General features: G+C 60.6%; 20 protein-coding genes. 14 read left to right on the top strand and 6 right to left on the bottom strand.

The window, feature by feature from the left end:
- Positions 1-3: 3 nt before the first annotated feature.
- Together OF122_RS17735 and OF122_RS17730 are read right to left on the bottom strand one after the other, a co-directional pair.
- Positions 4-954: a DUF6384 family protein gene (locus OF122_RS17735; RefSeq protein ID WP_264225505.1), complete on the bottom strand. Its 951-nt coding sequence runs from the start codon at positions 952-954 to the stop codon at positions 4-6.
- 17 nt (positions 955-971) lie between these two features.
- A complete protein-coding gene (locus OF122_RS17730; RefSeq protein ID WP_264225504.1) occupies positions 972-2,177 on the bottom strand; it encodes a cell surface protein in 1,206 nt (401 codons plus the stop codon).
- 158 nt (positions 2,178-2,335) lie between these two features.
- Between OF122_RS17730 and OF122_RS17725 the strand changes: the two genes are divergently transcribed.
- The 13 genes from OF122_RS17725 to upp all read left to right on the top strand — a co-directional run bounded on the left by OF122_RS17725 (position 2,336) and on the right by upp (position 16,153).
- Positions 2,336-2,803, top strand: a complete 468-nt coding sequence (locus OF122_RS17725) for a CoxG family protein (RefSeq protein ID WP_264225503.1) — start codon at positions 2,336-2,338, stop codon at positions 2,801-2,803.
- A gap of 177 nt (positions 2,804-2,980) precedes the next feature.
- Positions 2,981-3,988, top strand: a complete 1,008-nt coding sequence (locus tag OF122_RS17720; RefSeq protein WP_264225502.1) for a BMP family lipoprotein — start codon at positions 2,981-2,983, stop codon at positions 3,986-3,988.
- Positions 3,989-4,019: 31 nt separating this feature from the next.
- Positions 4,020-5,612 (top strand): ABC transporter ATP-binding protein, encoded by a 1,593-nt coding sequence (locus tag OF122_RS17715; protein ID WP_264225501.1) that lies wholly within the window; start codon positions 4,020-4,022, stop codon positions 5,610-5,612.
- An 8-nt stretch (positions 5,613-5,620) separates the two neighbouring features.
- Positions 5,621-6,730 (top strand): ABC transporter permease, encoded by a 1,110-nt coding sequence (locus OF122_RS17710; RefSeq protein ID WP_264225500.1) that lies wholly within the window; start codon positions 5,621-5,623, stop codon positions 6,728-6,730.
- Positions 6,731-6,733: 3 nt separating this feature from the next.
- Positions 6,734-7,696, top strand: a complete 963-nt coding sequence (locus OF122_RS17705) for an ABC transporter permease (protein WP_264225499.1) — start codon at positions 6,734-6,736, stop codon at positions 7,694-7,696.
- Positions 7,696-8,112 (top strand): cytidine deaminase, encoded by a 417-nt coding sequence (locus tag OF122_RS17700; RefSeq protein ID WP_264225498.1) that lies wholly within the window; start codon positions 7,696-7,698, stop codon positions 8,110-8,112. Before OF122_RS17705 ends, OF122_RS17700 begins: the two co-directional genes overlap by 1 nt.
- 15 nt (positions 8,113-8,127) lie before the next feature.
- Positions 8,128-8,922, top strand: coding sequence for a purine-nucleoside phosphorylase (locus tag OF122_RS17695; RefSeq protein WP_264225497.1), 795 nt, complete (start codon positions 8,128-8,130; stop codon positions 8,920-8,922).
- Positions 8,919-9,908, top strand: a complete 990-nt coding sequence (deoC, locus tag OF122_RS17690) for a deoxyribose-phosphate aldolase (RefSeq protein WP_264225496.1) — start codon at positions 8,919-8,921, stop codon at positions 9,906-9,908. Before OF122_RS17695 ends, deoC begins: the two co-directional genes overlap by 4 nt.
- A 146-nt stretch (positions 9,909-10,054) precedes the next feature.
- Entirely contained in the window at positions 10,055-12,424 is a 2,370-nt protein-coding gene (locus tag OF122_RS17685) for an aldehyde dehydrogenase family protein (protein ID WP_264225495.1), read from the top strand.
- Positions 12,425-12,551: 127 nt separating this feature from the next.
- On the top strand, positions 12,552-12,842 hold the full coding sequence (locus OF122_RS17680; protein WP_264225494.1) for a DUF6958 family protein: 291 nt from the start codon (positions 12,552-12,554) through the stop codon (positions 12,840-12,842).
- A 117-nt stretch (positions 12,843-12,959) separates the two neighbouring features.
- The gene (gene deoA / locus OF122_RS17675; RefSeq protein ID WP_264225493.1) at positions 12,960-14,279 is read left to right on the top strand and encodes a thymidine phosphorylase; all 1,320 of its coding nucleotides are present in this window, start codon (positions 12,960-12,962) and stop codon (positions 14,277-14,279) included.
- Positions 14,279-15,496 (top strand): phosphopentomutase, encoded by a 1,218-nt coding sequence (locus tag OF122_RS17670; protein WP_264225492.1) that lies wholly within the window; start codon positions 14,279-14,281, stop codon positions 15,494-15,496. Before deoA ends, OF122_RS17670 begins: the two co-directional genes overlap by 1 nt.
- A gap of 27 nt (positions 15,497-15,523) precedes the next feature.
- Positions 15,524-16,153, top strand: coding sequence for a uracil phosphoribosyltransferase (upp, locus tag OF122_RS17665; protein WP_264225491.1), 630 nt, complete (start codon positions 15,524-15,526; stop codon positions 16,151-16,153).
- Positions 16,154-16,253: 100 nt separating this feature from the next.
- Here the strand turns inward: upp and OF122_RS17660 are convergent, their stop codons facing one another.
- From OF122_RS17660 to OF122_RS17645, 4 genes are all read right to left on the bottom strand, one after another.
- Positions 16,254-16,871, bottom strand: coding sequence for an HAD family hydrolase (locus tag OF122_RS17660; protein WP_264225490.1), 618 nt, complete (start codon positions 16,869-16,871; stop codon positions 16,254-16,256).
- A 134-nt stretch (positions 16,872-17,005) separates the two neighbouring features.
- On the bottom strand, positions 17,006-17,764 hold the full coding sequence (locus tag OF122_RS17655) for a TadE/TadG family type IV pilus assembly protein (RefSeq protein ID WP_264225489.1): 759 nt from the start codon (positions 17,762-17,764) through the stop codon (positions 17,006-17,008).
- A 41-nt stretch (positions 17,765-17,805) separates the two neighbouring features.
- Positions 17,806-18,366 (bottom strand): TadE/TadG family type IV pilus assembly protein, encoded by a 561-nt coding sequence (locus OF122_RS17650; RefSeq protein ID WP_264225488.1) that lies wholly within the window; start codon positions 18,364-18,366, stop codon positions 17,806-17,808.
- 132 nt (positions 18,367-18,498) lie between these two features.
- Complete coding sequence (locus OF122_RS17645; RefSeq protein ID WP_264225487.1) at positions 18,499-18,963, bottom strand: pilus assembly protein N-terminal domain-containing protein; 465 nt, start codon at positions 18,961-18,963, stop codon at positions 18,499-18,501.
- Between the two features lie 304 nt (positions 18,964-19,267).
- Here OF122_RS17645 and OF122_RS17640 point away from each other — a divergent pair, with 304 nt between their 5' ends.
- Positions 19,268-19,456 carry a Flp family type IVb pilin gene (locus tag OF122_RS17640; protein ID WP_264225486.1) on the top strand — a complete coding sequence of 63 codons (189 nt, stop codon included), beginning with the start codon at positions 19,268-19,270 and terminating at the stop codon, positions 19,454-19,456.
- Positions 19,457-19,547 lie beyond the last annotated feature (91 nt).

Raw genomic sequence — 19,547 nt, 5'->3', positions numbered from 1 at the left:
GCCTCACCATTGGGTAATCGCCCCGTCCATGACCGGCATGGCGTAGTCGGTATCAAGGAACCCGTACTGCTTTATGCCCAAAATGTTGCGCTGGATGATGCCGTCATCCTGCCGGTCGGCGCGCACCGCCTCATAGGTGACATCGGGCACCCTTATGGCCCAGGTCGAAACCTCTTCGGTCTGCCCTGTCTCCTCATTGGTGATCGGCAGTGTCACCGGATTCTGCTCGGGGCCGATCGCCTCGACCACGAGGTAATAATTGGTCGCTTCGGTATTGTCCTTGGGGAACCGCCAGATCCCCGTGGATTCGCCCGGCCGGTTGACGATACGGATCGAATATTCGGCCAGAAGCGTTTCATGGATGGCTTCGAGCTGATCGATCGCCGCCAGCGCGCCCTCGCGATCGCCGCGCTCGGCCGCCGCCTTGCCGCGCTCTACCCAGGGCTCGGCCACTTCGAGCGCCGACTGCACCTTGGTTTCGTTGAAAATCTGCTGATAGATCTCGTCCATCCGGGCCGGCAGTCCCTCGGCCAGCTCGATCCGCGCCGCCGCCTCCATGCCCGCCTGATAGGGCCGATAGACGAGAAAATATCCTCCCAGCACCACAGCCAGCAGCGCCGCCCCGATCAGCACGGGCCGCCCCCAGCGCTGCCGGCTCACATAGAGCCGGGCCAGCCGTTTGGAGAATGTATTGGGCGGCGGGGTATAGGTGAACCGGCTCTCGGCCAGCGCCTTGACGCCTTCCTTGAGGATATGGTCTGGAACCTCGATCCCCTGGTCGTGATAGATCTTGCGCAGGCGCTCGATCAGTTCGGCTTCGCGGGCGGTGGCCCCCAGTTCGCGAGCCACGAGATTTTGCTCATGGCGCAGTGTATCCACCACGTCCATGGCCAGCATCACATCGTCCAGCGGCGCCTTGCCAGTCTGTCCCGTTATTGCCCCACCGCTTGCCATAATCGGGTTATCGCATCCTAACGGGCCGAAACGAGGGCGTTGCCTTCAGCGGCGAGCGTTGCCAGCCGCTTCTTGCCGTCTTCGACGGCGTCACGGATTTCAGCCGAATTCTTGGTGGCCTGGTCGCGCATTTCGGAGATGATGGCGATGCTCTTTTCCTGATAGCTCACCACACTGTCGACGAGCTTTTTGACCGCATCGGCGCGGATGGTCGGACCATACCCGGCCTTGAGCGCTTCTTCCTGCACCTTGCCGCCGATGTCCGAAAGCGTTTCGAGACTCTGGCTCATGCCTTCTTTCATGGCATTGAGCGTTTCGGTGGATTCATGGAGCCCGAACAGGCCCGTAAACGAGGCCGAAAGGGCTGTGAGCACGGTTTCGTTGGTCGAAAAGAACGAGATCGACTGCTGATAGACACGCTCCTTGGCATTGGTCGTCTGCATCAGCCGCGCCATGATCACTTCAGAGGTCGAATAGGAGATCGTCAGATTGTCCGAAAGATCCTTGGCGATCTGATAGCGGCGTTCCTCGTTCTGCAGGTCGCGCACCCGTTCGTCCCGCGCCATCTCCAGCCGCGCCCGGTCGGCGGGCGTGCCTTCGGTGAACGCGTTGAGCTTTTCGGTCGCAGCCTTGAGGTCAACCTTGCGCTGCTCGAGCTGCGCGCTGGCGATTTCGAGCACTTCGAGCGCCATCACTTCGGCCTGCTTGAGCGCGCCGCGGAAGTCGCGATAGGCTTCAAGGATCGTGTGTTCGCGGTCGATCTGGTCCTTGGTGTCTTTCGAGACGTCGAGATAGGTGTCGCGAATCTTGTCGAACCGCGCCGCGATATCGCCGCGCGAAACCTTCATCCACACGTTCGAGGCCCGCTCGAAAATATCGATCTTGCCGTCCTCGAGCTGGTCGACCATGCCCTTGGCATCGTCACGGATCGAGTTGAACGATTTTGTGATGTCCTCGTAGCGCTCGCCCACATTCATGGCAGCGACCTGAGTGCGCACCACCTCGTTAAAGGCACTCGCCTGGGTCAGAACGCGCCCGATCAGGATGACTTTTGTGTCGTCGAGATGGGTGATTTCGGCCAGAAGTCCGGTGATCGGCGCTTCGCCGGACTCGCCCTCGGGCCATAGCCCAAGATCCTTGATCGCCGCCACGGCCTTGTCCAGATACTGGAGCGGTTTGTCCATAAGCTGGGGAGCTTCGGTTTGGGTCATCTCGGTGCTCATTGCCCACGTCCCTGTTGCAACTTTGGCAGATGTGGTGACATGATTCCGCCTTGCAACAGATAAGACAATTGCGCATGCACAACATGGCGCTGTTTTATCGCCATTGGTGCCAAAAAGCCGCATACACGGTGTTTGAGTTAAATGAAGAGGAAGACGGCTTGGATTTCGGTGGACGCTACAGGGTCGAAGCCAATCGGCTCGCGGTTTGGAACGCGCTCAACGATGCTGAAGTGCTCAAGGCCTGCATTCCCGGCTGCAAGTCGATCCGCTGGGTGTCCGATACCGCGCTCGAACTCGAAATCTCCGTCAATCTCGGCGTGGTCCAGCCAACCTTCAAAGGCGATCTGTTTCTCTCCGATATCGATCCGGCCATAAGCTATACCCTGACCGGTCAGGGCAGGGGCGGGCTGCTGGGCAAGGCCCAGGCCTCGGCCGATATCACCTTGATGGATCTCGATACGGCCACGCTTTTAAGCTTTGAGGCCACCGGGGGCGCTTCGGGACAGATCATGAAACTGGGCAGGGCCATCGTCGGCAATTCCGCCCAGAAGGTCATAGACGGCTTTTTCGAACGTTTCGGCACGGCCATGGGCGCCAGGGTGGTCCCTTTGGAGCCGCAGCTTTAAGCGGATATCTTCGCGGTTTACCGCAATCCCAAAATTTTTTGCCCAAATGGTCAAAAAACTGAAATTCTCTATTGCGTCTGCCTTGTTTGCGCGATTGTATCTGAACCCATCGCGCGTGGAAATGCACCGGCCGTCGCCGGGCCCCTTTCTGCAGCCCGTGAATAGGGAGCATCAATCATGTCCAAAACAACAAAGACTGGCATCGCCGCCCTCGCCGGCGTCGCCCTGACCACACTTCTGGCCGGCACGGCCCTTGCCGATCCCGCGCTCGTTTATGATGGCGGCGGCAAGTTCGACGCTTCGTTCAACGAGGCGGCCTATACCGGCGCCGAACTGTTCAAGACCGATACCGGGCAGGACTATCAGGATCTTGAAATTGCCGGCGATGCCCAGCGCGAACAGGCCATCCGCCAGTTTGCCGCGCGCGGCAACAACCCCATCGTTCTGCCGGGCTTTTCCTGGGAAACCGCACTGCGCGCCGTTGCCCCTGATTTCCCGGATACCTCGTTTGTCATCATCGACACCGTCGTTGACGATATCGACAACGTGCGCTCGGTGGTCTTCAAGGAGCATGAAGGCTCCTTCCTGGTCGGCGCGCTGGCTGCCATGGCCACCGAAACGGGCACCATCGGCTTCATTCCGGCCTTCGATTTCTCGCTGCTTCAGGCTTTCGGCTGCGGCTACAAGCAGGGCGCCGCTTACGTGAACCCCGACATCGAAGTGATCGAAACGGCCATCGGCACGGGCTTTGATGCGTTCAACAACCCCGGTGGTGGCACCGAAGTTGCGCGCAGCCAGATCGATCGTGGCGCGGACGTCATCTATCACGCCGCAGGCGGTGCCGGTGTCGGCGTTCTCCAGGCCGCGGCGGATGCCGGCGTTCTCGGCATCGGTGTGGACTCCAACCAGAACCATCTCCACCCCGGACAGGTTCTGACCTCGATGCTCAAGCGCGTTGACGTTGCCGTTTACGACGCCTTCGAAGATTTTGCCAATGATGAATGGACCAACGACGTTCAGGTCCTCGGTCTCGCCGAAGAAGGTGTCGGGGCGGCTTTTGACGAAAACAACGCCGAACTGATCACCGACGAGATGCGCGCCATGGTTGACGAGATCACGGCCAAGATCGTCTCGGGCGAAATCGTCGTTCACGACTACCGCGAAGACGAGTCCTGCCCGGTCTGATTCGTCGCCCCTTTAAGGGAAGGGTCCGATAATGGACACGCAAACCGAAAACGTTCAGCGGCCGGCTCCGGCCGCTGACACCTCTCTTGCGATCGAACTGAAAAAGATCAACAAGAGGTTCGGGCCGGTTCACGCCAACAGGGATATAGACCTGGCCGTTGCGCGCGGCACGGTGCATGGCATCGTGGGCGAGAACGGGGCCGGAAAATCGACCCTGATGTCGATCCTCTACGGCTTTTACCACGCCGACAGCGGCGAGATCGTCGTCAACGGCCGCCCGGTCGTCATTCACAATTCCTCCGACGCGCTGGCGCTTGGCATCGGCATGGTTCACCAGCATTTCATGCTGGTCGACAATTTCTCGGTCATCGAAAACGTCATTCTGGGTGCCGAGGATTCGGCGCTTTTGAGCCCCAGTGTCGAAAAGGCGCGCCGCGAGCTGCAGCGCCTTGCCGACGATTACGGGCTCAATGTTCCCGTCGATGCGCTGGTCCAGGACCTGTCGGTCGGCCAGCAGCAGCGGGTGGAAATTCTCAAGGCGCTCTATCGCGGCGCTGATATCCTTATCCTCGACGAACCGACCGGCGTGCTCACCCCGGCTGAAGCCGATCACCTGTTCAAGGTGCTCAAGACGCTGCGCGACGAGGGCAAGACCATTATCCTGATCACCCACAAGCTGCGCGAAATCATGGCGATCACCGATACGGTCTCGGTCATGCGTCAGGGCCAGATGGTGGAATCGCTGGTCACCTCGGAGACCAGCCCCGAGCAATTGGCCGAACTCATGGTGGGCCGCCGCGTCCTGTTGCGTGTTCACAAGGAAGAAGCAAAGCCCGGCGACGTGCTGCTGGACGTCAAAAATCTCGTCGTCACCGATGATGCGGGCACCGAGCGGCTCAAGGGCATCTCGCTCAGCGTGCGGGCCGGCGAAATTCTCGGCGTGGCCGGGGTCGCGGGCAACGGGCAGTCTGAATTGCTCGAATGCGTAGCCGGTATGCGCGCCGCCAAATCGGGCACCATTTCCATCAACGGCCAAGACGTGACCGCCGTCAACGAAGACAGCGCCGCCATGCTGCGCCGCAACGGTCTGGCCCATGTGCCCGAAGACCGTATCCGCATGGGGCTGGTCACCAATTTCTTCGAGTGGGAAAATGCCATTCTGGGCTATCATGAGAATTACGGCAAAGGGCTGATGCTCGACGTCAAGGCCGCTCGCGCCGAAGCGCAGCGCCATATCGAAAAATTCGACATCCGCCCCGCCAATGCCGATCTCAAGACCGCCAATTTCTCAGGCGGCAATCAGCAAAAGATTGTCCTGGCCCGTGAGATGGAGCGCGACCCCGACGTTCTGATCGTCGGCCAGCCGACCCGCGGCGTCGATATCGGCGCCATCGAATTCATCCACAATCAGATCATCAAGATGCGCGACGCTGGCAAGGCCATATTGCTGGTTTCCGTCGAGCTTGATGAAATCCGCTCCCTTTCGGACCGCATTGTCGTCCTGTTCGATGGCCAGATCGTCGGGGAAGCCGATCCGGTCACCGCCGACGAGGGCGAACTGGGCCTGCTCATGGCCGGGGTCAAGGCGGGCGAGAAAACCAAATCCACCGAGTCGAGCCAATGAGTGCGTCCATGCCCTTGCCCCGCTGGGTCGATGTCATCCTTCTGCCGGTGCTCAACGTCACGCTGGCCTTCATCATCGGGGGCATCGTCGTTCTGATCGTGGGTGAAAACCCGATAGAAGCCGTGCGTATCATGCTCTATGGCGCCTTCGGCTATGGCTACGGGTTCGGCTTCACGCTCTATTACACCACCAATTTCATCTTTGCCGGCCTTGCCGTCGCCGTGGCCTTTCATGGCGGGCTGTTCAATATCGGCGGCGAAGGGCAGGCCTATGTCGGCGGGCTCGGCGCCATCCTGGTCGCTCTGGCCGTCGGTGGCTTGCACTGGGCCTTCGCCCTGCCGCTCATCATGATCGCCTCGGCGCTTTTCGCCGGCGCCTGGGCCTTCATTCCCGGCTATCTGCAGGCCAAGCGCGGCAGCCATGTGGTTATCACCACCATCATGATGAACTTCATCGCCACCTCGATGATGAGCTACATCATCTCGCGCATTCTCAAGCCCGAAAACATCAACTCCGACGAGAGCGCCCGCATCGTCGATGTGACCCGTGTGCCGTTCCTGTCCGAATGGATACCCTTGCTGCGCAACACCCCGGTCAACATCTCCTTCATCCTCGCCATTCTCGCCCTGGTCGGCGTCTACATCCTGATCTGGCACACCAAATTCGGCTACGCCCTGCGCACCATGGGACACAACGGCACCGCCGCGCGCTATGCGGGCATGTCCAACGCAAAGCTCATCATGGCCACCATGGCCATTTCCGGCGCGCTGGTCGGCATGGTCGCCGTCAACGACACCGCCGGCGCCCACGGACGCCTGATTTTGGGTTACGTCGCTGGCACCGGCTTTGTCGGCATCGCCGTGGCCTTCATGGGCAAGGCGCACCCGATCGGGGTGGGGCTCTCGGCGCTGCTCTTCGGGGTGCTCTATCAGGGCGGGCAGGAGCTGGCCTTTACCATGCCCGCCATCACCCGCGAGATGATCGTCACCATCCAGGCCCTCGTGATCCTCTTCACCGGCGCCATGAGCAACATGCTGCGCCGTCCGGTCGAATTTGCCTTCATGGCCACCCGGCAGAAGCGAGACCCCGATCCCGTGCCGCAAGAGAAGGGGGCATAGGCGATGGAAGACATTATCTCGGTTCTCACCACCACCATCCGCGTCTCGACCCCGCTGATCCTCGCCTGCCTCGCCGGCCTTTACTCCGAGCGCTCCGGCATCGTCGATATCGGGCTCGAGGGCAAGCTGCTCGGCTCGGCCTTCGGCGCCGCCGTCGTGGCCTCGGTCACCGGCAATGTCTGGCTCGGGCTCATGGCCGGCATCGGCGTATCACTGATGTTTTCGGCCGTGCACGGCCTCGCCTCGATCAATTTCCGCGGCAATCAGATCATTTCCGGCGTGGCGCTCAATTTCCTCGCCTCGGGCCTCACCGTCTTTCTGGGCGCCGCCTGGTTCGGCCGTGGCGGCAACACGCCCGCCCTGTCCGGCGGTGCCCGCTTTTACGGCATCGAATTGCCCTTCGCGCGCGAGCTGGCCGGCGTTCCGGTCATCGGCCCCATCTATTCGGGGCTCCTGTCCGGACACACGATCCTCACTTATCTCGCCTTCCTCGCCGTGCCATTGACCGCATGGGTGCTCTGGCGCACCCGCTTCGGGCTGCGCCTGCGCGCGGTGGGCGAAAATCCAAAGGCCCTGGACACCGCCGGCATGTCGGTGAGCTTCCTGCGCTACAAGGCCCTTGCCATAACCGCCGTTCTGGTTGGCACAGGCGGGGCGTATCTCTCGACGGCCCAGGCCGCCAGCTTCTCGCGTGAAATGAGCTCGGGCCGTGGCTATATCGCGCTCGCGGCGCTCATCTTCGCCAAGTGGAGACCCTATCCCGCCCTCGGCGCCTGCCTCCTGTTCGGCTTCCTTGAAGCCATGCAATACCGCCTGCAAGGCGTCGAACTCCCGCTGATCGGCGCTGTCCCCACCCAGGCCATGCAGGCTCTGCCCTACGTCCTCACCATCCTGCTGCTTGCCGGCTTTGTCGGTCGCGCCATCGCGCCCAAGGCGGCCGGCCAGCCCTATGTCAAGGAGCGGTGATGGCAACACTTTCGCCTCAGGACAAAACCCTGTTCGACGCAGCCGAGGCCGTCCGCGCCCGCGCCTACGCGCCCTATTCGAACTTCCATGTCGGCGCCGCCATCCTTGCCGATGACGGAAACATCTATTCGGGCTGCAATGTCGAAAACGCCGCCTACCCGGTGGGCAATTGCGCCGAACCCTCGGCCATTGCCGCCATGCTGGCCGGCGGCGGCAAGCGCATCGAAAAGATCTTCGTGACGGGCCCCGGCACAACCCCCGTCACCCCCTGCGGCGGCTGCCGCCAGCGCATCCGCGAATTCGCCTCCGAAACCACTCCGATCATCTGCCTCGGGGTCGAAGGCGAGCCGCTCTTTACGACGCTGGGCGAACTTCTGCCGCACTCTTTCGGCCCGGAATTTTTGAACCGGGCCTAAAAAGGCATTTGAACCATGGCCAAGGCACAAAAGACCATCCGCAATCTGGCGGGCGATACCCCGATCGATGCCGCGCTGATCCTGGGCTCGGGCCTGTCGGACATCGGCGACCTGCTGACCGACAAGGTCACGATCCCCTTTTCCGATCTCAAGGGCTTCCCCCAGGGCGGCGTTTCCGGCCACGGCAAGGATCTGCTCATCGGCCAGATGGGCTCCCGGCGTCTCGCCATCCTCACCGGCCGTCAGCACTATTACGAGCATGGCGACCCCGCCGCCATGCGCCCGGCGCTTGAAACCCTTGCCGAACTCGGCGCCAAAACGCTGCTCCTGACCAATTCCGCCGGCTCGCTCGATCACGACGTTCCGCCCGGCAATCTGATGCTGCTCTCCGATCACATCAATTACGCCGGCGTCAATCCGCTGATCGGCGAGGATACCGACGCCCGCTTCGTCAACATGGTCGATGCCTACGATCCCGAGTTGCGCGCCACGACCCACGCGGTCGCCGCCCGCCTCGAAATCGCCCTCAAGGAGGGCATCTATATGTGGTATTCTGGCCCCAGCTTCGAAACGCCGGCCGAAATCCGCATGGCCCAGACCCTGGGTGCAAACGCGGTCGGCATGTCCACGGTCCCCGAGGTGATCCTGGCGCGGTTCCTGGGCCTTAAGGTCTGGGCCTGTTCCTCGATCACCAATATGGGCGCCGGCATGGCTCAGGAGGTCATCTCCCACACCCAGACCAAGGACGTGGCGAAATACGGGGCCGAGAAATTGAAGCGCCTCATCCCGGCGCTGATGGAGGAGATATGAGTCTCAAGATCGTCGACAGCCAGAGCCACGCCACCGGCCACAAGCGCAATCCGGGCTTTCCGCTCGATCTCGATTGGGTCGAACGCGTGCGCATGAACCGCTCGGCGCTCGAACGCCGCGCCGGAACGATCGGCGCCCGCCGCTCGGTCAAAAAGGACCACCAGCTTGCCTGGCTTTTGAAGGCCGTGTCACTGATGGATCTGACCACGCTCAATTCCGATGACACGCAGGGCCGGGTCGAACGCCTGTGCGCCAAGGCCCGCAATCCCATCCGCGCCGATCTGGTCGAAGCCATGGGCGTCAAAAAGCTGGGCATCACCCCGGCGGCGGTCTGCGTGTACCACAATTTCGTTGCGACCGCCGTCAAGGCGCTCGAGGGTACAAATATCCCCGTCGCCGCGGTTTCCACCGCCTTCCCCCACGGCCTGACCCCCCTCAAGATACGTCTTGCGGAAATCGAGGCTTCGGTCGAGGACGGCGCGAAGGAAATCGACATCGTCATCGAGCGCGGCATGGTGCTCAGCGGCGATTGGCAGGGACTTTACGATCAGGTCCGTGCCATGCGCGCCGCCTGTGGCGAAGCTCACATCAAGACCATTCTTGGCACCGGCGAGTTGGCAACGCTCACCAATGTCGCCAAGGCTTCGCTGGTCTGCATGCTGGCCGGCGCCGATTTCATCAAGACCTCGACCGGCAAGGAAAAGACCAACGCGACCCTGCCCACCTCATTGGCCATGGTCCGCATGATCCGCTGGTTTCATGAGCAGACCGGCATCGAGATCGGCTACAAGCCGGCCGGCGGCATTTCAAAAGCCAAGGACGCGCTCACTTATATGGCGCTGATGCGTGAGGAACTGGGCCGCAACTGGCTCGAACCCCACCTGTTCCGCTTTGGCGCCTCCTCGCTTTTGACCGATATCGAACGCCAGATCGAACACGGCATCACCGGCCACTACGCCGCCGATTACCGCTTCGCGATGGCCTGAAACAATGAGCTTGTTTGGCAGGGGCCGGACGAGCGCAGCGAGGACCCCGGCCAACTTTTTGGCCGCCCCGCCGGAGCGCCAGCAATTGGCATAGCGAATAGCGTCATGCCAATTGCGATACGGCGCGTGAGGCAAAGGAGACTACAATGACCAAAGTGGCGGAAATCTTTGAAACCCTCGAATACGGCCCGGCCCCCGAAGCGCCCGGCCCGGCCCTCGATTGGCTGGCGGCCCATGGCAGGAAATTCGGCCATTTCATCGATGGTGATTTCACGAGGCCAGGCAAAACCTTCGCCTCGACCAATCCGGCCAATGGCGAAAAGCTGGCCGACATTTCCGAAGCCGGCAAAGCCGATGTGGACAAGGCCGTCAAGGCGGCCCGCGCCGCGTTCCCCGGCTGGTCGCAACTGAGCGGCTTTGAGCGCGCCAAATATCTCTATGCCATCGCGCGCCAGATTCAGAAGGAAAGCCGGCTGTTTGCGGTTCTTGAAACCCTCGACAATGGCAAGCCGATCCGCGAAACCCGCGACATCGATATCCCCCTCGTCGCCCGCCATTTCTATCATCATGCCGGCTGGGCCCAGCATCTGGGGAAATCCTTCCCCGACCATGTGCCCTATGGCGTTTGCGGTCAGATCATCCCGTGGAATTTCCCGCTGCTGATGCTGGCCTGGAAGATCGCTCCGGCCCTCGCGGCGGGCAACACAATTGTCCTCAAGCCCGCCGAATTCACATCGCTGACCGCATTGCTGTTCTCCGAAATCTGCGCTCGCATCGGCCTGCCCAAGGGCGTCGTCAATATCGTCACCGGGGCCGGAGATACCGGCGAGGCCATTGTCACCCACCCCGATATCGACAAGATCGCCTTTACCGGCTCCACCGAGGTGGGCAAGATCATCCGCCGCGCCACTGCCGGTTCGGGCAAGGGTCTTTCGCTCGAGCTGGGCGGCAAATCGCCATTCGTCGTGTTCGAGGATGCCGATCTCGACAGCGCCGTCGAAGGGCTGGTCGATGCCATCTGGTTCAATCAGGGGCAGGTGTGCTGCGCGGGCTCGCGCCTTCTTGTCCAGGAATCGATCGAAACCGCCTTCATCGCCAAGATCAAGCAGCGCATGAAAACCCTGCGCGTCGGCGATCCGCTGGATAAATCCATCGATATCGGCGCGCTCGTTGCCCCCGTTCAGGTCGAACGGGTTCTCGATCTTTTGAAGGCCGGCAAGGCCGAGGGTGGCGAGTTCTATTCGCCCGATGGCGATATGCCGCAAAAGGGGTGCTATGTCCGCCCCACGCTGGTCACCGGAATTTCTCCGGCCCACACGCTGGCGTCCGAAGAAATCTTCGGCCCCGTGCTCGTCGCCATGAGCTTCCGCACACCCCAAGAGGCGGTAGAGCTGGCCAACAACACCAAATACGGTCTCGCAGCATCGGTCTGGACCGAAAACGTCAATCTCGCCCTCGATATCGCCCCTCAGATCAAGGCCGGCGTCGTGTGGATCAATTCCACCAACCAGTTCGATGCGGCGGTGGGTTTTGGCGGTTATCGCGAATCCGGCTTCGGTCGCGAAGGGGGAAGGGAAGGCATGGCCGCCTACCTCAAGCCCGCCTGGGAGAAAAAACTCAAAGCCGCCCCGGACGTGAAACGGCCCACCCCGGCCGACACAAGCGAAACAACCGGCATCGACCGCACGGCAAAGCTCTATATCGGCGGCAAGCAGGCCCGCCCCGATTCAGGCTATGCAAGGTCCGTCCTGTCGTCCGGCGGCAAGCATCTGGGCGAAGTGGGAGAGGGTAACCGCAAGGACATCCGCAACGCTGTCGAAGCGGCCCGCGCCGCCTTGGGCTGGAGCAATGCCACGGCCCATAACCGCGCCCAGGTGCTCTATTATCTCGGGGAAAATCTCGACTATCGCAAAACCGAATTTGCCGATCGCATCCGGTCGATGACCGGGGCGTCGGCCAATGCGGCGCGACGCGAGGTCGATCTTTCGGTCGAGCGGCTGTTTGCCTTTGCCGGCTGGGCCGACAAGTTCGATGGTGCCGTTCACAATCCGCCCGCCCGCATGATGGCGGTGGCCATGGTCGAACCGGTTGGCGTTATCGGCATCGCCGCCCCGCTCGAAAGCGCGCTGCTCGGTGCCGTTTCCCTGCTCGCCCCGGCCATTGCCATGGGCAACACCACGGTCCTGATCCCCTCATCGGCCTATCCGTTGGCCGTCACCGATTTCTATCAGGTGCTCGAAACCTCCGATGTCCCCTCCGGTGTCGTCAACATCGTCACCGGCGATGCGAAATCACTGGCCACAACCCTGGCCGAACACGATGGCGTGGACGGCATCTGGTTCGCCGGTTCTCTGGCAGACTCCACCGAAATCGAAAAGCTCTCGGCAGGCAACGTCAAGCAAAGCTGGACCACCCGCGGACTTGCCTTCGATTGGGCCGACCCGGCATTGGAGGGCGATTACCTCCTAGGCAAAGCCACCCAGATCAAAAATGTCTGGGTGCCGTACGGAGCCTGATACCAAAAGGGCAATTTGACGACGCCCTCTCCACATCCCCAACTGTCATTCCGGGGTTTATTCCCGGAATCCAGGGCAGGGGCCGCGACACACGCAAACCTGGGCGGTTAAGATCGGAGCCTGAACCATGAACGAGAAGATCGAAGTCGAAAACTTCACCTCCCCCAACCACAAGACGCGGGTCGATAAGGCCAAATACATGGCGGTCCGCGAAGCGGTGATGAAACACATTCCCACAACCGAACCGGGCGCCACCCCGGCCGATCTGATCGCCGCCATCAAGCCCGACCTGCCCCAGGACCTGTTTCCCGGCGGCGAAAAAGCCGGCTGGTGGTTCAAATGCGTCCAGCTCGATCTTGAGGCCAAGGGCATATTGAAGCGCGCGCCCAAATCTCCTGTCCGGCTCCACAAGGTTTGATCTCGGTTTGCGCGTCTCAGGTACACAGTTTGGCATTATGGACAAGCACTCGCTGTTTCTTCCTTCTCCCCTCGGGGGAGAAGGTGGCGCGAAGCGACGGATGAGGGGGGCTTCTCTGTGACCCTTCTCCCCCAGGAAGTGATCGCGAGAAAACGCGACGGTCTTGAACTCGATACAGCCGATATCGCCGGTTTCGTCGCCGGACTCACCTCGGGCGCTGTCAACGACGCGCAGGCCGCCGCCTTTGCCATGGCCGTCTATTTCCAGAACATGACGCGTAATGAGCGGGTGGCGCTGACCCTCGCCATGCGCGATTCAGGCCGCGTGCTCGATTGGTCCGATCTCGATGGCCCCACGATCGACAAGCACTCGACCGGCGGAGTGGGCGATAATGTTTCACTGATGCTCGCGCCGATCCTGGCCGCCTGCGGCGCTTACGTTCCGATGATTTCCGGCCGCGGTCTCGGGCACACCGGCGGCACGCTCGACAAGTTCGATTCCATACCCGGCTATATGACCAATCCCGACATCGACACCCTGCGCCGGGTGGTCAAGGACGTAGGGTGCGCCATTATCGGCCAGACCGATGATCTCGCCCCCGCCGACCGGCGGCTCTATTCCATCCGTGACGTCACAGCGACTGTCGAAAACATCTCGCTCATTACAGCCTCCATCCTGTCCAAAAAACTCGCCGCCGGGCTCGATGCCCTCATCCTCGACGTCAAGACCGGCTCGGGTGCCTTCATGAAGACGCTCGAGGATTCAGTCGGGTTGGCCGAAAGCCTGGTATCGGTCGCCAATGGAGCGGGGCTGAAAACCGGTGCGCTCATAACCGACATGAACCAGCCGCTCGCCTCTGCGGCGGGCAATTGGCTTGAGGTGAAGAACGCCATCGATTTCCTCACCGGTGCCCATCGCGACCCGCGCCTCGAAGAGGTAACGCTGGCTCTTTGCGCCCACGGACTTGTCCTCGGTGGCATGGCTCTCGATTATGATGACGGGTTTATCCGCGCCAGGGTTGCGCTCGACAGCGGGGCCGCCGCCGAGAAGTTTTTTGCCATGGCAAATGCGCTAGGGTCCTGGCACGATTTGGAAAAATATGTGCCCGGTCCAGTGGGCGTGGTAAGGGAAGTGCACCCAGTGTCCATTGGGCGTGTAGCCCAAATCGATGTACGTGGAGTGGGCATGGCGGTGGTCGTTCTGGGGGGAGGACGCACCGACCCAAATCAGAAGCTCGACTACCATGTGGGCTTTGATCGCCTCGCCGGCATCGGCACGAAAGTCGACCCGCAAACCCCCATCGCCCGCATCCATGCTCGCGACGAGGCCACTGCCGCAGAGGCCGAAAGGCGCCTTCTCGCGGCTTACGTGATCGATGAGGATGCGCCTGAACATCCTGTTATCTATAGTGAAATTCCGCCCAAGGGAGGCCAGTGATGCCCCGCGCGATCTTATGTCTGCTCGATAGTTTCGGCATCGGCGGTGCCCCCGACGCCGCCGATTTCGGCGATGCGGGCGCCGACACCCTCGGCCACATCGCCCAGGCCTGCGCCGATGGCCGTGGCGATATCGAAGGCACCCGTAAGGGTATGTTATATCTGCCAAATCTCGACGGTCTTGGCCTCGGCGCCGCAGCCGAGCTCTCCACCGGCACGGTCCCGCCCGGCCTGAGCAACACCCCCCTCGGCGGGCGTTGGGGCGTCGGGCGCGAAGTCTCCATCGGCAAGGACACTCCCTCGGGCCATTGGGAAATCGCCGGCGTCCCGGTCCCCTTCGCCTGGGGCTACTTCCCCAACGAAAACCCCGCTTTCCCATTGGAATTGCTGGAGAAAATTTACGCGGCCGCAGGTCTTGAAGGCTCCCTCGCCAACACCCACGCCTCGGGCACAAAGGTCATCGAGGACTTCGGTGAAGAGTCGATCCGCACCGGAAAGCCCATCTTTTATACCTCGGTGGACTCAGTCTTCCAGATCGCCGCCCACGAGGAGCATTTCGGTCTCGAAAACCTCTACGCGCTCTGCGAGACGGTCTTCAAGTTCACAGCCCCCCTAAAGGTCGGTCGCGTCATCGCCAGACCCTTCCTCGGCGAAGATGCCAAGAGCTTCAAACGCACCGGAAACCGGCGCGATTTCGCCATCGATCCCCCCGAAGACACAGTGCTCGATCGCCTCAAATCGGCAGACCGGCAGGTCTATGCCATCGGCAAGGTCTCCGACATCTACGCAGCGCGCGGCATCACCCACAAGATCAAGGCATCGGGTAATATGGTGCTGTTCGATCGCACGCTCGAAGCCATGGACATGGCAACCGATGGCGCTCTGATTTTCACGAACTTCGTTGATTTTGATACAGAATTCGGTCACCGGCGCGATCCCGGCGGATATGCGGACGCCCTCGAACAGTTCGATCGCCGCCTCCCCGAACTCATCGCCAGGCTCCGCGACGACGATCTTCTGGTCATCACCGCCGATCACGGCAACGACCCCACATGGCCCGGCACCGATCACACCCGCGAGCAGGTGCCAATCCTGTTATTTAGCCGCTCTTTGGACAAGGGGAGCATTGGCTTGCGCCCCGTTCTGTCCGATATTGGCGAAACAATTGCCCACTGGCTGGGCATCGCGCCGGGAAAGCACGGCACGAGCGCCCTGTAACGATAAAATAAAAAGAGCGGCCCCATCATGCAGAACGTGACCATCGTCGATCACCCCCTTGTCCAGCACAAGCTCACCATCATGCGCTGCAAGGACACTTCGACCGCCAGCTTCCGCCGGCTGCTGCGGGAGATCGCGCATCTTCTGTGCTACGAGGTCACCCGCGATCTTGAGCTCGAATATATCGATATCGAAACCCCTGTCGGTCCGACCCGTGCGCCCACGCTCAAGGGCAAGAAGCTGGTATTCGCCTCAATCCTTCGGGCCGGCGAAGGGCTGTTGACCGGGATGCTGGATCTGGTCCCTTCCGCCCGCGTCGCCCATATCGGGCTCTATCGCGATCCCGAAACACTTGAGGCCGTCGAGTACTATTTCAAGGCACCATCCGACGCCGCCGATCGTCTGGTGATCGTAGTCGACCCCATGCTGGCAACCGCAAATTCCGCTATTTCGGCAGTTCAAAAACTCAAGGATCGCGGCGCCAACAACATCCGGTTCCTGTGCCTTCTGGCCGCGCCTGAAGGCGTTGATCGCTTTACGACGGCCCATCCCGATGTGCCGATCTTCACGGCCAGCCTCGATGAAAGGCTCAATGAACACGGCTACATTGTACCCGGCCTGGGCGACGCCGGCGACCGGATGTACGGCACGCGCTAGAGTGCTTCCAGGATAAGTGGGCACCACTTATCCGGTCCGGAAGCGCGACAAAACAAAGGCTTAGAGCAATTGAAGCGATTCGTAGAAACGCTGAAATGCTCTAATTCTTGAGCGGCAATCCAAGGCTGATAAGTTCGGCCCTCAGCGCTTCGGGCGATGAAAAGTGGATGGCTTCCATGCCAACCGCGCGGGCAGATACAACGTTGGCCTGATTATCGTCGATAAAGACACAGGATTCCGGCGCGAGCCCGTAGCGGTCGCAGAACAGCCGGAAGATGCGCGGATCGGGCTTGACCATTTTTTCAAGTCCGGAGACCACAACACCGTCGAATTTTTCGAGAAAGCTCCACTCGTCGAGCACGGAGACCCATTTCTCCCAGGAGAAATTGGTGATCGCAAAAGTCGGAATCTCCGCTTCGATCAACTCGTTGTGGATATCAACGGTCCCTTGAAAGATACCGCCGATGGTCTCCTTCCAGCGTGTGTCATAGGCTTGGATTTCGCGCCAGTAGCGCGGAAACCGCGTAATCAGCCGCGCCACGCCCTCCGCATAGATATCGCCCGCGTCAAATTCGAGGTTCCAGTCCTTGGTGCAAATGGACTCCCCGAACCACCGAGCCTCTTGCTCGGTCGCAAACAGCTTACGGAACAGGTGCATCGGGTCCCAGTCGACAAAAACGCCGCCAAGATCGAACACGGGAATGAGAGGCTCTGACATTGGGTGGCTCCGACCGGGGGTGAGCTGATTTCATGTCAGGTCGGCGCGCGATTTGCAACGGCACTATTCGTCGCGATTATGGGGCTAGGCTCCCTTCGAACGAACACTCCGGCAAGGCGGATAGGTGACAGCGATTAACAGCCCCAGCCCCAGCATCCGCCGCCCCAGCCGCCGCCCCAGCCACCACCCCAGCCGCCGGATGAGTCATCATCATCGTCATCGTCCGTGGAATCGCCGCTATCGGAAGAACCGGTGTCGTCACCAGATGAACCCTCGTCTTCGCCTGTCGAGCCATCGTCTCCCGTTTCACCGGTCTCGGTCTCGTCGACAACTTCCTCTTCGCCTTCGAGCGGTTCGGCTCCGCTCACGGGAGAACCGTCTGGCGAAAAGCCAAAGTCGACCACGTCCTTGCGTGTGGTATGCAGGGAGCGCTGCTGGAGGGAAAGCGTGCTGTCAAAGACGGTTCCGAACAGGGGAGTATAGTCATAGCCTGCCTCAGCGACGACCACATAACGTCCATCAGCCAGCGCCTCCATGTTGGAAGGGAGCTCGTAAGTCTCTCCGTTACTGGCTTCGATCTCCCAATTCCGCGCAGTTGCGCCCGTTACAGTGGTCGAACCGCCCTCCACCTCGATGATGGTGAGGCGCAGTTTTGTCCGTTCGAAGTCGAACGGACGCATGATCGCAATCCCGGATTCGAAGAATGCGTGCACCTGATCGCTGGTGATCCCGTCTTCCTGAGCCACCAGATCGGACACTGTGGAAGCGACCTGGCCGAGCTTTCGATCGATGGCCAGCCCCTGAGTCACATCGGTTGCTCCGAGATAGGTCAACATCAGCACTGGAACGATCAATGCGAATTCGACAGCGGCGATGCCCTTCTGATCTCCCACGATCTGCTTCAGTGGGCCGATTAAATGTTTGCCGAGCCTGCTCATAGCGTAAAGGGCTCCGTTCGGATGACGTGAGTGGTCGCCAGGAGCCGCTTGCCGTCGGCCGTTTGGCCGGCATTGAGGCCCGGAATGTTGAAAAATGTCGGCCATTTGTAATAGGCCTCGACCATCATGGTCTGAAGCGGTTCGGCGCTGGCAAATGAGTCTTCCATCGTCCAATCGCCGCTATCGGGGTCTATGGGGTCGGTCATCGAAAAGCTGCCAAAATCATCGATTGCCCGCACTGACATCCGGATCTGATCGCAATCAAACAAGCCGTAAAGCCTGGAGCAGACCGCTTCCCGATAATTGGCTTCCGAGGAAATGTAGGCGGACTGCCCGGTGCGGATCAGCCGTGAAGAATCGATAATTGCCGTATCGAGGGCATAACCGGCAAAAAAGGCGAGTGCGGTTTCCAGCGTTGCCCCGATGAAGGCGAAAAACACAGGGCCGACGACGGCAAACTCGACAGCCGTCACACCTCGGTTGCAGCGCACAAAGCGTTGCGCAAGACCGCGCACAAGCCACGTCTCGCTCAATACCTTCTTTGCGGTGGTCCCCATGCCCGCGCTCCATCTGAAATCGCTGGGCACAATACGCAAAAGCTCACTAACCGAAAGTTAGGGTTTGGTCACAGCCACCCGCCATTTGCAGCCAAGGTAAACCGGGACTTAAGAGCTGAGGATAAATTGGCTTTAACGGCTGGCCGCGCCGTCGATAATGCTGCTCGAAGAGATGACATCCGAGGTGTAGCTGGTGTCGTCTCCCAGCATGATGACGGGCTGGCAGTTGGGTGCGCAGGCCATCGAGGTTCGCTGGGCCCCCATGAAGACCGTAACGGTGTCGGAGGTGAGTTGGGCCACTTCCACAATGGTGTCGGCTATGGGATCGCCATTGGAATCGAGGATGATCATGTTGGTGCGGCCAAAGCTCTTGCCGGTCAGGATCAACGTCTGGGGATCCTGTATCGTGACATCGGCGATTGCCGGATTGCCGATAATCACCGTGGCTGCGGGGGCATTGATGCGAAGCACCCGGGCCATATTGGTGTTGACAGTGACGGTGACGGCGTCCTGGTCCTGGGCGATGGCGGGACCCAGGCCGTATCCACCCATGAGAAATACTGCAGCAATCAAGGTGCTGCGCAACTGACCCGGCATGATTACAATTCCCGCCCCGATTGACATGGTTACCCGATCATGGACGTCAATGGTTACGATTTGGCAAACGGAGGTCCGATGCGACGGCCATATATATAAAGACAGGGTGGAGCGAGAATAGTTAGAATGTTACGGGCCATGGAAACGATTTGCTAGTCATGTTGAGTATTGGTGCGGAACAGGAGGTTTTGAAAAGCCCGATTAACTCAATTTCAACTGGCGGAGACTAGCTTGGCGCCATGTTCGATGTGTGACGCGTCGAACGATGCAGTCACTCGAGGACGCACGAACAAGGAGCTTAGTCATGAATCTGTTCAAGAAATTCGTCGCCGATGAATCCGGCGCTACTGCCATCGAATATGGTCTGATCGCGGCGCTGGTGGCGGTCGTCATCATCGCCGGACTTTCGCTTGCCGGGCCGGCGCTGGAAAGCACGTTCTGTACGATCGGCGAGACTTTGTCTTCAGCGGCCGATATCAACGGCACATGCTAATAGTGGGCTTTTGAAGCTGAGAAGGGGGGCATCAGCCCCCTTTCTTTTTTTGATTTGTTAAGCAGAACGCCGCTAGAGATGTACGAGTAAG

Origin of the sequence: Pelagibacterium flavum (assembly GCF_025854335.1) — a bacterium.
Lineage (GTDB): Bacteria > Pseudomonadota > Alphaproteobacteria > Rhizobiales > Devosiaceae > Pelagibacterium > Pelagibacterium flavum.
This window is presented reverse-complemented; position numbering and strand designations above follow the sequence as displayed.

What these genes read in the sequence shown, in the direction of transcription:
- OF122_RS17685 (WP_264225495.1), top strand. Translation starts at nt 10,055, where the DNA reads ATGACCAAAGTGGCGGAAATCTTTGAAACCCTCGAATACGGCCCGGCC.
- OF122_RS17645 (WP_264225487.1), bottom strand. Translation starts at nt 18,963, where the DNA reads ATGCCGGGTCAGTTGCGCAGCACCTTGATTGCTGCAGTATTTCTCATG.
- OF122_RS17720 (WP_264225502.1), top strand. Translation starts at nt 2,981, where the DNA reads ATGTCCAAAACAACAAAGACTGGCATCGCCGCCCTCGCCGGCGTCGCC.
- OF122_RS17710 (WP_264225500.1), top strand. Translation starts at nt 5,621, where the DNA reads ATGCCCTTGCCCCGCTGGGTCGATGTCATCCTTCTGCCGGTGCTCAAC.
- upp (WP_264225491.1), top strand. Translation starts at nt 15,524, where the DNA reads ATGCAGAACGTGACCATCGTCGATCACCCCCTTGTCCAGCACAAGCTC.
- OF122_RS17680 (WP_264225494.1), top strand. Translation starts at nt 12,552, where the DNA reads ATGAACGAGAAGATCGAAGTCGAAAACTTCACCTCCCCCAACCACAAG.
- OF122_RS17730 (WP_264225504.1), bottom strand. Translation starts at nt 2,177, where the DNA reads ATGAGCACCGAGATGACCCAAACCGAAGCTCCCCAGCTTATGGACAAA.
- OF122_RS17700 (WP_264225498.1), top strand. Translation starts at nt 7,696, where the DNA reads ATGGCAACACTTTCGCCTCAGGACAAAACCCTGTTCGACGCAGCCGAG.
- deoC (WP_264225496.1), top strand. Translation starts at nt 8,919, where the DNA reads ATGAGTCTCAAGATCGTCGACAGCCAGAGCCACGCCACCGGCCACAAG.
- OF122_RS17660 (WP_264225490.1), bottom strand. Translation starts at nt 16,871, where the DNA reads ATGTCAGAGCCTCTCATTCCCGTGTTCGATCTTGGCGGCGTTTTTGTC.
- OF122_RS17735 (WP_264225505.1), bottom strand. Translation starts at nt 954, where the DNA reads ATGGCAAGCGGTGGGGCAATAACGGGACAGACTGGCAAGGCGCCGCTG.
- OF122_RS17670 (WP_264225492.1), top strand. Translation starts at nt 14,279, where the DNA reads ATGCCCCGCGCGATCTTATGTCTGCTCGATAGTTTCGGCATCGGCGGT.
- OF122_RS17650 (WP_264225488.1), bottom strand. Translation starts at nt 18,366, where the DNA reads ATGGGGACCACCGCAAAGAAGGTATTGAGCGAGACGTGGCTTGTGCGC.
- OF122_RS17640 (WP_264225486.1), top strand. Translation starts at nt 19,268, where the DNA reads ATGAATCTGTTCAAGAAATTCGTCGCCGATGAATCCGGCGCTACTGCC.
- OF122_RS17695 (WP_264225497.1), top strand. Translation starts at nt 8,128, where the DNA reads ATGGCCAAGGCACAAAAGACCATCCGCAATCTGGCGGGCGATACCCCG.
- OF122_RS17705 (WP_264225499.1), top strand. Translation starts at nt 6,734, where the DNA reads ATGGAAGACATTATCTCGGTTCTCACCACCACCATCCGCGTCTCGACC.
- OF122_RS17715 (WP_264225501.1), top strand. Translation starts at nt 4,020, where the DNA reads ATGGACACGCAAACCGAAAACGTTCAGCGGCCGGCTCCGGCCGCTGAC.